This is a genomic window from Streptomyces sp. NBC_00846 (assembly GCF_045207325.1).
Lineage (GTDB): Bacteria > Actinomycetota > Actinomycetes > Streptomycetales > Streptomycetaceae > Streptomyces.
Genome location: NZ_CP108847.1, coordinates 288,446 through 301,669, shown reverse-complemented (window position 1 = coordinate 301,669; position 13,224 = coordinate 288,446). Strand labels below are relative to the sequence as shown.

Genomic DNA, 13,224 nt, shown 5'->3' with positions numbered 1-13,224 from the left:
GCCGGTACGACTCATCGACCACGACCCAAAGCGGGCGCCCGTCGACGGGCGACTCGGCACATGCAGCACGAAACTTCATGACGCCCATGACTGACCCCGGCAGCACGTGCCTCACAACCAGCAGATATCCCACAGTCACACGAACCGGTGAGCCCATGTGCCTCACACAACAAGTGCCAGATCGGAACCGGAGATAATGATCGTCCTCAAAGCGGTTACGTAGTAGATGACGCGGACTTCGTCGAACGCGTCCGCGTGGTCGTGCAGCAGGGTGCCGGGCACCTCGGTGCCCAGCTCCGGGTTGACGCTGATGTCGACGATCGCGCGGTCGAGGCGGTGCGTCTCGCTCGCGGTGAGTTTCGCCAGCTGGGTGAGCGCGGGCTCCACCATGATGACGTGCGAGCGGCGCGCGCCGTGTTCAGGCGACACGGGGCGGTTCGTCCCCGAGGCGGGGGGTGTCCCGGGCACTCTCCCCCAGCACACCGGACTCGGGCGAGGGGTAGCCGTTTGCGGCGATGTCCTCCAGCGCCGAGGCAGGGACGTCCTTCTTGGCGCGCTCCGCGGCCGCGTACGAGCGGACCGTTCGGCGGCGTGTTCACCGAGGGGCCGGCGGTCGGGCGCGGTGGCCGGCCGCTGGCTCATCCGGGGCTCCTGGGCTGTCATCTGGCGTGTGTCCCCACGGTAGCGCCCGGGCCGGGCACCCGGGCCCGGGACTGTAAAACGTTCGGCTCTGTCCCGTAATCGGTGGTAACGAAGGGTGACGGCCGTCGTTGTTCTGGTGTGAGTGATGTCAACGAGCTTGTGAGTGTGGTGTTTTCGGGGCTGTCAGCCCTCGTTGTCGAGGGTGTACAGGACGAGGGCGAGGTCATCCGGGTGTCTGCGCGGACCCGGGACGATCCGGTGCCGTGCCCGGCATGCGGGGCGCCGACGGCCAAGGTGCACGGCCTGCACGGCCGGACGCTCGTGGACGTGCCGGTGGACGGGCGGCGGGTCGTGGTGTCGGTGCGGGTTCGGCGTCTGGTCTGCCCGGTGCTGGGATGTCCGCGGCAGACCTTCCGCGAACAGGTGCCGGGCCTGGTGGAGCGCTACCAGCGCCGCACCCCACGCCTGGCCCGCCAACTCGGCTTCGTAGTCAAGGAGTTAGCTGGCCGGGCGGGTGCCCGCCTGTCCCGTGCCTGGGGCTGCGGCATCTCCCGTTCGACGGCTCTGCGCCTGCTCACGCGCCTGCGGACACCACCGCCACGTGTGCCGCGGGTGATCGGCGTCGACGACTTCGCCCTCAAGCGCCGGCACCGCTACGCCACCGTGATCATCGACACCGAGACCGGCGAGCGGATCGACGTCCTGCCCGACCGCACCGCCCCGACCCTGGTCACCTGGCTGCGCGAGCATCCCGGGGTCGAGTACGTGTGCCGGGACGGCTCCGCCACCTACGCTGAGGCCATCCGCCAGGCTCTGCCCGAAGCGGTGCAGGTCAGCGACCCGTGGCACCTCTGGTCCAACCTGTGCGGCAAGGTCCTGGCCGAAGTCCGCTCCCACGCGGCCTGCTGGGCAACCGCCGTGAACCCCGCCCGGCCCGGAGGCGTACAACAGACCACCCGCGAGCGGTGGCAGCGCGTCCACGACCTGCTCGGCCAAGGCGTCGGCCTGCTCGAATGCGCCCGCCGCCTCGATGTCGCCCTGAACACCGTCAAGCGCTACTCCCGCATGAAGGAGCCCACCGGGGACCGCCGCGCACCCCGCTACAAGCCCACGCTCGTCGACCCCTACCGCGACCACCTGCGCACCCGCCGCGCCGCGGACCCGGCCGTCCCCGTCCTCCAGCTCTTCCGGGAGATCAAGGAGTTGGGCTACACCGGCAGCCTCAACCTGCTCTACCGCTACATCACCCAGGGCCGCGCCGAGGGCGACAAGCCGGTCACCACCCCGCAGCGCTTCGCCCGTCTCCTGCTCACACGCCCGGAGAACCTGCGTGACAAGGACACCGCGCTACTGCGAGAACTCACCGGAACCTGCCCCGAAATGACCGAACTCGCCTCCCCCGCCGGCAAGTTCGCCCAGCTACTGGCCCCGGCGGAGGGCAACGACGCCAAACTCACCAACTGGATCACTACGGTTCGCACCGCTGACCTGCCCCGGCCGTGACCGCGTGGCGCTGGGCGCGACGGTCGACCTGCCGCGGCTGCGGACTTCACGTACAGGTGGTCGGCGCTGGCGACTCCCCGGGCGTGGCGCCGGCAGACCTGGGGCAGTCCGTCCGGGCCCGGGTGGTGAGCCAAGTGGCACACGAGGTCGGTGTAGAGCTTCGTGGTCAGCCGGCCGCCGCAGCCACCAAGCAGCAGCCCGCACCAGAACGTGTCGTGCTCGTGCCGACGGCGGAAGGCGTCCAGCTCGATCGCCTCCAGCGGCAGCATCAGCGGCTCCTCCGAGTCCGCACTCCCCAGGACCGCCGTCTGGATCTGCCGCCTGTCAACCGCAAAACTGCCCCCTCTTCGCTACCAGCGGCGCGTGCCGCAACTCCGGGGAGAAACGCGACCGCCCCCCGGTCGCGGGCCTGCCGCGTGCACCGCGTGTACGCCCCGGCCGTCATGGGCGTCACTGGCACCCGTGCCCACGCGCGCCGAGAACGAGAACGCGTGGTCACGGCACTCGGCGGCGGCGCCACACCGCATGAGTTCTTGTACGCGGCCACAGTCGCGAGCCTGGCTGTCGGAAAAAGGTTCTCCGGCACACCGAACCTCCCCCAGGCATTGCACATCTTCAGGTGCGTAGGCGCGCACTGACCTCGCGCGCCGATTCTCATTCGAGGGGAACCCGAAACTTCATGAAGAGCAATCTGACCGCCGTGGCCCTTGCGGCCGTCGTCGTCGCCGGCACGGCCACTACCGCCGTCCCGGCCTCGGCCGCCCCCGCCAAGGCCGAGCCGACCCGTTGCCACACCGCCGACCTGAAGGCCGGCTTCGCCATGGGGGATGACGCGAAGCCGGAGATGGAGCAGACCAAGAAGCAGACCCAGGCGTACATCTGGTTCACCAACCAGAGCAAGCGCACCTGCACCCTGTCCGGCTTCGCCGGAGTAGACATGATCGGCGCTCAGAAGACCGACCGCACCTGGTCGCTGGCGCGCTCCTCCAAGAAGCCCGAAAAGATGATTTTGAAGCAGGGGGACACGGTGGACTTCAGCATCAACCTGCTCCCGGTGGCCAAGTCCACTCCGCAGAAGGAGAAGTTCGTTCCGGCGAAGTTCCTGGTCACCCCGCCGAACGAGACGGAGTACTTCACCCTGAAGTGGCCGTTTGGCGGCCAGATCCTCAAGCAGGACGGCGCCACCCGCCCGGCCACCTACCTCAACCCGGTCGGGCTGTAACCACCTGGACAGCCTCTGAGCTTCCCTTCAGCGTCGCTGGTGGCCAGCGGGCGATGTTGGCATGGCCGGCCCTGGCCGCCTGGCATCGCCGGTCATGGACATCGCGCTTGTCCGTTCACGATGGCGGGCCGTATTCGCCGTATTCGCCGTGCCTCCGTGGGGGCTGGGCCTGCCGTTGACGGCCCTCGCATTCGGATTGGACGCCGCTGCGGGGCAGCCCGATGTGCTGGGCACCGCGATGGCCGTGGCAGCCGGTGCGGCGTCCTTCGCGACCGTTCCGGCTCAGGTGGAGACTGTTAGGGCTCTGCTGTCCAGACCCCGGCTCACCCTGGAGACGGACGCCCTGGTCATCCATGACCCCGTGTTCCTCCGTAAAGGCGCCCGGATCGCGCGCGAGCGAATCGCGGAAGCCGATCGGCTGGACTGGAAGGAAGCCGAGGTCAGCTTCCGCATCGGCTACGACACGACCGAGCTGACCCCGTTCCGCGAACCGCTGAACGTAGAGGTACGGCTACGCGGCGACCACGGCTTCGCCTCGGCCCGAAGGCTTCACCGCGGCACCTGGATCTGGCACCTCCCCCGCAGATCGGACCGATCCCCGCAGTTTCCGGTGCCGGGCGACGCGCTCGCGCAGCTCCCCGACGCCCACCGGCACGGCACCGACATCCTCGTTCGCACCGACAGTGCCGGATCCGCCAAAGCCTTCCTCACCCACGTCCGAGACCTGCGGACGCGCGGAATCCGTACCTTCTTCTCGGTCGGATACGCCATCACCGCGTTGTTCAGCACCGTCTGTCTGCCACTCCACCGCCTCCGCGATGGCCGGGGGCCGACCGACGGCCGCATGCGCTATAGTTGATCTTGAAAGTTCGCCGCAACTCACGGCGACTGACACTGCGTTGGTGGTCCAAGGAAAGACGCCCCGCTTCCTGCGGGGAAATGCAGGTGCAAGGCCTGCCCAGCGCTCACTCACGAAGCCCTTCCCCCACCGGGGAAGGGCTTCGTCACGTTTCCCGCGTGCCCTGGAGAACTTCACTCCGGCGGCTGCGGGCTGGCTGGATCCGGGCGCACGGCGCTCGGTCCCGCCCGCCTGCGTCATGCGATCGACGGGTCCGACTCCTCCTGTACGGTCCAGGACATTCCTTCGGGCAGCGACCGGGTTGCCTCTCCCCAACCGCGGAGGGCGAGGACGATCAGGATCGCCGCCGCCGAAGCGCACAGGAGCCAGTCGAGCAGGGCCGGTAGCCGGTCGGGGCCGATGTAGAGGACGGGGGCGGTGAGCAGGGCAGCGAGCAGGACGCCGCCGAGGATCCGGGTGTGTACGGGTGCGGCAAACTTGGCCGTGCGGGGCAGGCGCCGGACGGCGCGGTCGGACGATGGGGGGGCGTGTTCCGGTCAGGTACGGGCGCGCCTCGTCAGGGTCCGTGAGCCCCATGAGCACTTCACCGCTGTCGGAAACAAATGATGCGGGCAGTTCCGCCTCGATCAGCTTCCACCGCTCCGGCCAGCAGAGCCAGCCGTCCTGGCCGGCGAGGCGCAGGGTCGCCCGGCCCACCTCCTCGGGGGCGTTGCTGAGTCTGATGCCACGTTCGCCGTCCTGGAGGACGAGCCAGTGGAACTGGGTGACGTCGAGTTCGCCCGGCTTGCCGCCACGCTGGAGGTAGCGCATCCGTACGGGTTCGCCGACCCGGACACGTACGGCGTGGAGCTCGCCCCGCGTGGCGTCGTCCGTCAGTACCCGGAACTTGCTGCGCTCCACGGCCTCACCGCCCCGTTTGCGAGCGAAGAGGAGTGCTTTCACCGTCACCACGAGGACCAGGATGATCAGCAGTCCGGAGAGCACCCCACCCGAACCGGCGGCCAGCCGGGTCAGGACGAGCGGGGTCAGGACAAGGAGGACGGTTCCGGTAGCCCGGCCCACGTCACGGGCGGGCAGCGGGAGGCGGTGCGGGAGCGGCGGCCTGTCTGCCGCGGTGGATGGCGCGGCGCCGAGTGGTGGCGCCGTACGGCAGGCGAGCATCCACCCTCCGGCGGTGAGGGCGGCCGCTCCGAGCGCCCCGAGTATGTCCCAGCGCGGCGCGGGCGCGTCGTAGCGTACGAAGACCAGGGACAGGGCCACGGCGGCGCAGACCAGTGCGGTGCTGCCGAGGGCCCGGGTGATGAGGGTGGAACGTCGCATGCGCGTCCTGTACCGGTGAGGTGGAGCCGGGGTGGGGCACCGTCTCGCGGGGCTGGGTGTGCACGTACCGCTTGATGCCGCGGTGGGACGCGGGAGGGGGAGACGGTGGCCGCGCGCGACGTATCAGTGTGGACTGCGATCCGACCCCGGGGCAATGGCGAATCGCTCTCTTCGAGGTTGCGGGCTTCTCCGGAGGGCAAGCCGTTGTCGAAGCCGCCACCAGCAAACCTCGGCGCCGACATCGATGGCCGCTGGGGGCAGCATGTGTTCGTCGAAGCCGAAGACCAGTGCCGCCTCAGGCTCTGCCTCGCCGGATACGAAGCGCTGCCGAAACCGTTGCCGGCGCCCGGTTCTTGGGTTCAGCAGCCTGGGGGCGGGGGCGATCCACTGAGGTGGTGCCGTTGGTGACCAATGGGATGGGGTGTGAGGTGCGGCCGGTGGGACGGGGTGCGTTCGATGACCAGGAGGGCGGCGTCGTCGGCGAGGTGGCCGCCGACGTGGGCGAGCAGATCGCGGTGGATGTGGTGCAGCAGGGTGTCGGGGTTGGTGGCGGGGAAGGAGGCGACCCGTTCGGCGAGCGGGTAGAACGCTCCGGACGGCGAGCGGGCTTCGATGACACCGTCGGTGTAGAGGACGAGCATGTCACCGCCTTCGAAGGTGAACGGGTCGATGCTGTCGTCCTCGATCGTTCCTTCGCACACGCCCAGCGGAGGCAGGGGCTGTCGGGCATACAGGACCGTGACCTGCTGATCGTGCACCAGCAGAGGCGGCGGATGCCCGCAATTGATCATCTCGGCGGCCGACGGGGCGCCGTCGGGGATCTCCAGGACGAGGCAGGTGATGAAGTGCTCGCCGGGGTCGTGCTCGGTGTCCGTCACGTCCTCCAGGTTCCGGGAGACGCTGTCTCCGAGGGCAGCTACCAGCCCGGGGAGGGTGGCATACCGGTGAGCGCCCTCACGGAATGCCCCCAGCACCAGCGAGGCCTCACCGATGGCGGCCAGCCCGTTGCCCCGGACATCACCGATGACCACCCGGGTCGCGGCATGCGCGGCGCGGGCGAACGCAAACAGATCACCCCCGATCTCGGCCTCGTCCTCCGCGGACATATACAGCCATGCCACCTGCAACGGCCCGATCCGGCGTGGCGGAGGCCGAAGCAGAACACGCTGAGCCGTCTCCGCCACGGAGCGTGCCCGGCTCAGCGCCCGGTCGCGCCGCTCCCGCACGCACCGCATGAAAATCACCAAGGCGGAGAGCGCGGTCAGCGCGATGATCTGCGCCAAGTGGTCGGGCGTGGTCAGTCCGCCGAGGAAGACGGCGATGAACACCTGGGCCGCCACTGCCAGGACCCCGGCGAGAGCGGTGAGCCGTGGCCCGGCGAGGGAGGCGGTCAGAGCGGGCGCGATGACCAGCAGTGGGCCCAGATGGATATCGCGCCCGGTGTAGATATCCAGCGCGACGATCGTCACAATCAGCACGAACGGGACCGCAACCAGCCCACCACCGGCTGGATGCTCCCGAAAGTGATCCCAGACACGTCGCACACCCATATACCCCTTATGCTCCATCGATAGTGCACCCCCAGCCAGCCGACGAGCACGGGTCGGGGCTTCTCTCAGCCTTCCCGCGGCGGCCTCGTTCTGTCCGTCCACTGGCCCTGCCGTCGACAAGCTCCAGCAGCTGGCCGAACGCGGACTCGACTGGGCTGCGTAGGAGACGGAGCGTGCCGGGCGGGTCGCCCGGTGACCGGCGGCCCGCCGAAGGTGAACCGGTTGCCGTCAGACCTCTGGCAGGTGAGGGCGTCGGGCAGTTGTCTCTTGTCCTCATCAATGCCGACCGCGCCGGCGCCCTGGTCGTAGGTGAAGTACACCGATCTCTGACAGCAACGCCGGATTCCTGGTCCGTTCCTACTCGGACCCCGGCCACGGGGGCTCGCCCCACCCAATGCGACCTGTCGACGCCATACCTCCGATGATTTCAGCCCTTCTCGCTGCAAGTGCCCTTGACAGGCTTTATTAGGCAGCTTCAAGATCAATAGAACCGATGTTTGAGTCTCCAGTCGGATGCCAGGAGATCCCACTCACACACGGCTGCAGAAGCAGCGGGAGGACAGTGACGTGCACCCCCAAGTCACCGGTTTGACCAGAAGTTTGAAGGCGGCGTTCGCGACAGTCGCCCTCGTGGCCGGTTGTGCTCTGGCCGCCGGCGGCCCGGCCCAGGCCAATCCGGCCCCCAAGCCCATCGATGCCTACCCCGCAGCGATCCCGCTGAGCACCGACACGAACATCGCGAACTGGGAGAAGCTCCAGTTCGGCATGTTCGTGCACTGGGGCATGTTCTCCTCCTACGGTGGCTACTACAACGGGGTGCAGCAGACCATCGGCTACCCGGAGCAGATCAAGGCGTGGATGAACATCCCGACCTCCGACTACCTGGCCGGCGCGCACCAGTTCACCGCCGACAAGTTCGACGCTGCCCAGTGGTGCGCCACCGCCAAGGCGGCGGGTGCCAAGTATTTGGTGCTCACGTCGAAGCACCACGACGGCTTCGCCATGTGGGACACCGCGACCACCGACTACAACGTCGTCGCTCAGACACCGTTCGGCCGTGATCCCATCAAGGAGCTGAGCACCGCCTGCCGCGCTCAGGGCATGGGCTTCGGTCTGTACTTCTCCATCATCGACTGGACGTTGCAGACCCCCGAGCCGTATCAGAACCTGAACCCGATTCCCGACTCGATGATGCCGTACATCAAGTCGCAGCTGACCGAGTTGCTGACGAAGTACGGGCAGCTCGACGAACTGTGGTTCGACATGGGCAAGCCGACCGCCGCACAGAGCGCGGAGATGGCAGCGACGGTGCACCGGCTGCAGCCACAGACCATGGTCAACTCCCGGGTCTGGAACAACAAGGGCGACTTCGAGGTCGGCGGCGACAACTCGGTGCCGACCAAGCAGCTGCAGGCGCCGTGGCAGTCTGCCTACTCGATCTTCCCGATGTGCTGGGGTTACTGCACCTGGCCGAGCGCCGATCGCTCCGACGCCTCCAAGACGTCCAAGACCACCCAGCAGGTCAGGTCCCTGTTCACCGTGACTTCGGGCGGCGGCAACTACCTGTTGAACGTCGGACCGCAGGACAACGGCGCCATCGACGACTTCCAGGCCGGTGTGATGGCCGGAATCGGCGCCTGGAATGCACGCCACCCCAACGCCGTCGAGGGTGCCCGGCCGACGCTCTACGGCCGGATGTCCTGGGGCGACAGCACGATCAAGGGCAACGCGGTCTACCTCGGCGTGAGCAACTGGCCGAACGGCGGTGGCGACATCAGGCTGCCCGGTATGGCCAGCACGATCCTCGATGTCACGGTGGACGGCACGGCTGACCAACTGCCGTACCGGACGGACGGCAACGATCTGGTGATCACCCTGCCGGCTCAGCCGACCGATGCCGACCTGCCGGTCATCAAGGTGCACACGGACGGTGCGCCGCTCGTGCGGCCGGCCGGCACCGCCGTCAGCGCGGACCAGCACTTCTCGATCGCCGCCGATTCTCTGACCAGTCGGCTCTCACCCATCAACGGCGGCCGCAATGCGTCCTCCGTGACCGGGTGGCTGGCCGGCCAGGATGGCAACAGCGGTTGGAACGCGGCCAGGGTCACCGTGTCCGGCACGTTCAAGGCGGACACGAAGTACCGGATCACCCTCGGCGAGACGTCCGTGGTGGCCACTGGAGCGCAGCTGGCTTCCGGAGCGGTGGACGGCCTTCGGTACCGATCGCAACGGATCACGCCGATCACGATCGCGCCGGCCGACCCCGACTACTTCGCTGATCCGTTGGGGGCGACCGTCACGAACATCACCGTCGACGGCTACCGCGGGAACTCCTGAGCGTCCGGTCCCGGTGGCGACTTCCCTCCCGAGCCGGCACCGGGGTCCTCTCTCCGGCTCATGAGCGCCGCGGGCGGTGGGGTGCACAGCGCCCTCACCACCCGCGGCGTTCTTACGGCCCCGACGACCTCTCGCGGACGGCCTCGGAGACAACGTCGACGAGCTGACCCGTCTTCTCGTGCATGGCCCGCTGCCGCATCGCGGCGGTCAGGTTCCCTCGGGCAAGGATGCGTTGCGCGACTCGGGGGAGGTCGTTGTCGGAGACCTGGGCGTAGACGGCCTGCTCCGGCACCTGCGCGCTCCCGCGCGGCTTCTCCGCCCGGCGGGCCTTGAGCCTGGGCGCTCTGAAGTCGGGGGCGATGAACAGCTCGTCGTTGTCCGGGTACTCGCCGCCCGCCGCTGCCGCCGCCGCGCTCAGGCGCCCGCGCAGCTGGGCGACCAGTGCGCGGCCGTCGAACGGCGCCTCCTCGCCCGGGTGCGCGCAGGCCGAGCCGCCCGGGAACCGGCTCGCAACATCGGGTTTCGCGCGAATATTCCGACGCAACGGCTCTTCGGCGCGTGGTGGACCTCACCCACCAGAGGCAGTTCAGGTAGTTCACTGTTCAACCATTTGGGGTTAGTGTCTTCAATGTCAGCAAGGCAAACACGCACTAATTCACCCATTCACATCGCAGGGTGGAGAAAGAGAGGAAATCATGACAAGCAGGACCGTCCGTCGGACTGTCGTCGCGATCACCTCGACCGCCATCGCCGCAGCCGGGCTCCTCGCCACCGGTGGCACCGCCTCGGCGGCGACGCACCCGAGCAGCACCCAGCCGGGCGCCGTATCCACCGTCCGAATCACCGACCACCACAACGAGGACCGGCACAGCGCACCCGGCGGCCGGGGCAGCGACGGCCGTGGCCACTGGAAGCAGGATCGCGATGGAGGCCGCCACTGGATCCGGCACGACGACCGCCACGGCTACCAGGCACGGATCGACGAAGACCGTCGCCAGTGGGTCCTCGACCAGATCCGCTGGGCCGAGAACCACGGACACACCTACTGGGACAGCCTGGGGCACCACGACCGTTCACACCGCTGAGAATCGCGGACCCCAGGAACATCACCGCCCTGGCCGCCGCACACCGACAGGCAAATGACACGGCCCGAATCACCCCCCGCACCACATGCGGGCGGGCACCGCGGGGGCGGTATGCGGTGTCATGGCCGCTCAAGGGACAGCAACGGCCATGACACCGCATACCGCCCCCGCGCCCCGCGCGAAGGCCCCGCAACCACCGCCACCAGAGCCCAGGCGCCGCCCCGGCCCCCGAACCAACACAAAGCCATGATCACTTGCGTAGACCACATGCTCGACATGGAGTTCGTGTCGCCCCTGGGCGCACGGCTCCCGGTACCAGCCCACCTGCTGTACAGGTCGCAGGACCCGCTGGTGGTGGAGTTCCTCTTCCAAGACCTCGTCCGAGGCCCCGTACTCTGGGTCATCTCACGCGAGCTGCTCGCCCGGGGAATGCTGGCACCCAGCGGAGAGGGCGACGTGCGGGTACGGCCTACCGGGACCGGCCCAAATGCCCTCCTGCACCTTCTCCTGACTTCTCCGGGCGGCTCCGCCCACCTCATCGCTCCGCTCCCGGCCCTCAAGCACTGGCTGCTGCGCACCTACCAGCTGGTGCCCGCCACCCAGGAGGCCGAGGCACTGGACCTGGACGGCCACCTCGACCGGTTCCTGAACGGGGCGTCCTGAACGTACCCGCCGCGAGGACCTCGGGGAAGCCGCCTTCGCGGCGGGCCGGGGCGAGGGGGCAGATGCCGGAGGCCGCCGAGCGCTCCGCGAAGAGGGGGCATCGGCGGCTGCCGATCGGATGAGCGGCGCAGCGCCGTCGCGGATGAAGGACGAAGCAGGAGCCGAAAGCATGACAGCACACGTCCTCGCGCGAGGTCAGGCCGTCGCCGTGTGGTGGCGGAACGCGGGTCGGGCCTGGTGGCCACCGCGAGTCGTCCGGTCGGTATGGCTTGCGGCGATACGGTCCGCGACGATACGGCCGGCAGCGGTACGGACCGCCAAGGTCCTGATCGCGACCCTCCTGGCCTGGCAGGCCGCTTCGTGGTGGTTGCCGCGGGAGCAGCGGTATCTCGCCGTGGCCACCGCGCTGGCCATGGTCAGCGCCCCCACCGTCTATCGGTCGGTGACGCAGGCACTGCGCAGCGTGGGCGCCCGGGCGGCCGGGCTGGCGGTGGCCGTGGCCGTCATGTGGCTGCTGGGCCCGGCTGCGGGGAGCGCCGCCGTCATCCCGGCGATCGCGCTGGTCGTGGCCGGGCGGCGGGGGTCGGACGGCCGTCTGCAGGTCGCCTCGACGGCGGTGCTGGCCCTGGCCGCGGCGACGGCCGTTCCCGTGGGCCATGTGGTCGCGCTGACCCTTGCGACGCTGACCGGAGCGGCGGTGGGGATCGCGGTGAACGCCGTCATCCTGCCGCCCGTGCACCTGAGCGCCTCCGACTCCGCGGTACGCGGTCTGGCCGTGGCCATGGGGGAGCTGCTCGTCGACATGGGCCGCGGGCTGAGGGAACGGCAACCCGCCGACCGTGCGCACACCTGGCTGGAGAAGGGCAGACGTCTGGAGGACCTGGCGGTGCGGGCGCACGAGGACGTCCGTGAGAGTCAGGAGAGCCTGCGCTGGAACACTCGGTGCGTCGTCGTACGCGGACGACGCGAGCTGTCGGGTCACGGCGAGGCCCTGCGGGCTTTGCACCGGATCACCTTCCAGGTCCGCGGCATCGCCCGGACGCTGGCCGACGCCGTCGACGACCACCGCCTGGGGCAGATGTTCCTCGATCGCTACGCGGCGACCCTGGAGGCGGCGGGCGAGGCGGTGACATGCTTCGCCACCCCCGGCCCGGCCGAGGGTCCGGCCCAGGACGACGCCCGCGAGCGACTGCGCCGGGCCATCGACGACGCCGCCGCGTGGCACACGATGATGACCGGCGAGATCGAGCAGGGCACACTGACCGAGCCGGGCGCCTGGCACGTGTACGGATCACTGATGACCGACGCCGAACGTCTGCTCGCCGACCTCGACCGCGCGCCCCGCCCCGCCGGGACGTGGCACGATGGACAATCGTCCTTGGTCTCAAAGAAGTTGGGATGGAAAGCACGTGGATACGAGGGAGACGGGGCTGTTGAACAGCACCAGCAAGGACATTCGCAAGATCGAGGTCGCGCTGAAGTGGGATCCGAGCCCCATCGGTGAACCGGCCAGCCACCTCGACATCGTCGCCGCGACCTACCTGGCGGCTGCCCCTTACGGAGACCCCTCCTACATAGTGCACTGGGACAGCCGCTCCCCAGACGGCACCATCTACCTCAACCGTGACAGCAAAGACGGCAAGGGCCTCGGCTGGGACGAGGTCATGACGCTGGAGCTCGACCGCCTCGACAGCCGGTACGCGCGTGTGGTGGTCGGCGTTGTCATCCACCAGAACGCCAGCCGCAGGACGTTCGCCGGCGTGCTCGGCCGCGGCCTGCGCCTGCGCGAGGGCTACACCATCTTGGCCGAGGACGACTTCGGCGGTGTCCTGGAGGCGACGGCGGCGACGGTCGGCGAGTTCGTACGCGACAACTCCGGAGCGTGGGCCTTCCGCCCGGGCATCCGCGGATACGACGAGGAACCGGCGGCCTTCACCAGGATCATGGGCAGTCCCCCGAGTCGTGAAACCGGCCCATCCGCCTGATATCGGCATGCCACCTCCCCCAGAGACGTGAGGCCACTCTGCATAGGGGTTTCCGGTT

Annotated in this window: 10 protein-coding genes and 1 pseudogene; 8 read left to right on the top strand and 3 right to left on the bottom strand. The window is 69.0% G+C overall.

Annotated elements, in window-relative coordinates:
* Positions 1-162 precede the first annotated feature (162 nt).
* Positions 163-429, bottom strand: coding sequence for a hypothetical protein (locus tag OG936_RS38665; protein ID WP_331755288.1), 267 nt, complete (start codon positions 427-429; stop codon positions 163-165).
* A 381-nt stretch (positions 430-810) separates the two neighbouring features.
* Here OG936_RS38665 and OG936_RS38660 point away from each other — a divergent pair.
* From OG936_RS38660 to OG936_RS38650, 3 genes and pseudogenes are all read left to right on the top strand, one after another.
* Positions 811-2,136 (top strand): annotated as a pseudogene (locus tag OG936_RS38660) (ISL3 family transposase); the annotation flags it as partial.
* 688 nt (positions 2,137-2,824) lie between these two features.
* The gene (locus OG936_RS38655) at positions 2,825-3,367 is read left to right on the top strand and encodes a DUF4232 domain-containing protein (RefSeq protein ID WP_331755287.1); all 543 of its coding nucleotides are present in this window, start codon (positions 2,825-2,827) and stop codon (positions 3,365-3,367) included.
* A gap of 94 nt (positions 3,368-3,461) precedes the next feature.
* Positions 3,462-4,226, top strand: a complete 765-nt coding sequence (locus OG936_RS38650; protein ID WP_331755286.1) for a hypothetical protein — start codon at positions 3,462-3,464, stop codon at positions 4,224-4,226.
* A gap of 1,679 nt (positions 4,227-5,905) precedes the next feature.
* On the opposite strand, the gene OG936_RS38645 is transcribed toward OG936_RS38650, so the two are convergent.
* Positions 5,906-7,024, bottom strand: a complete 1,119-nt coding sequence (locus OG936_RS38645) for a PP2C family protein-serine/threonine phosphatase (RefSeq protein ID WP_406500836.1) — start codon at positions 7,022-7,024, stop codon at positions 5,906-5,908.
* 702 nt (positions 7,025-7,726) lie between these two features.
* Between OG936_RS38645 and OG936_RS38640 the strand changes: the two genes are divergently transcribed.
* Complete coding sequence (locus OG936_RS38640; RefSeq protein WP_406500834.1) at positions 7,727-9,433, top strand: alpha-L-fucosidase; 1,707 nt, start codon at positions 7,727-7,729, stop codon at positions 9,431-9,433.
* Between the two features lie 112 nt (positions 9,434-9,545).
* On the opposite strand, the gene OG936_RS38635 is transcribed toward OG936_RS38640, so the two are convergent.
* Positions 9,546-9,977 carry a hypothetical protein gene (locus OG936_RS38635; RefSeq protein ID WP_331755283.1) on the bottom strand — a complete coding sequence of 144 codons (432 nt, stop codon included), beginning with the start codon at positions 9,975-9,977 and terminating at the stop codon, positions 9,546-9,548.
* A 151-nt stretch (positions 9,978-10,128) separates the two neighbouring features.
* On the opposite strand from OG936_RS38635, the gene OG936_RS38630 reads away from it, so the two are divergent.
* The 4 genes from OG936_RS38630 (at position 10,129) to OG936_RS38615 (ending at position 13,166) form a co-directional block, all read left to right on the top strand.
* A complete protein-coding gene (locus OG936_RS38630; protein ID WP_331755282.1) occupies positions 10,129-10,518 on the top strand; it encodes a hypothetical protein in 390 nt (129 codons plus the stop codon).
* 246 nt (positions 10,519-10,764) lie between these two features.
* On the top strand, positions 10,765-11,181 hold the full coding sequence (locus OG936_RS38625) for an SsgA family sporulation/cell division regulator (RefSeq protein WP_331755281.1): 417 nt from the start codon (positions 10,765-10,767) through the stop codon (positions 11,179-11,181).
* A 169-nt stretch (positions 11,182-11,350) separates the two neighbouring features.
* On the top strand, positions 11,351-12,685 hold the full coding sequence (locus OG936_RS38620; RefSeq protein ID WP_406500833.1) for a hypothetical protein: 1,335 nt from the start codon (positions 11,351-11,353) through the stop codon (positions 12,683-12,685).
* A complete protein-coding gene (locus OG936_RS38615; protein ID WP_331755279.1) occupies positions 12,615-13,166 on the top strand; it encodes a TerD family protein in 552 nt (183 codons plus the stop codon). The genes OG936_RS38620 and OG936_RS38615 overlap by 71 nt, the downstream gene beginning before the upstream one ends.
* The last annotated feature ends 58 nt before the right edge of the window (positions 13,167-13,224 follow it).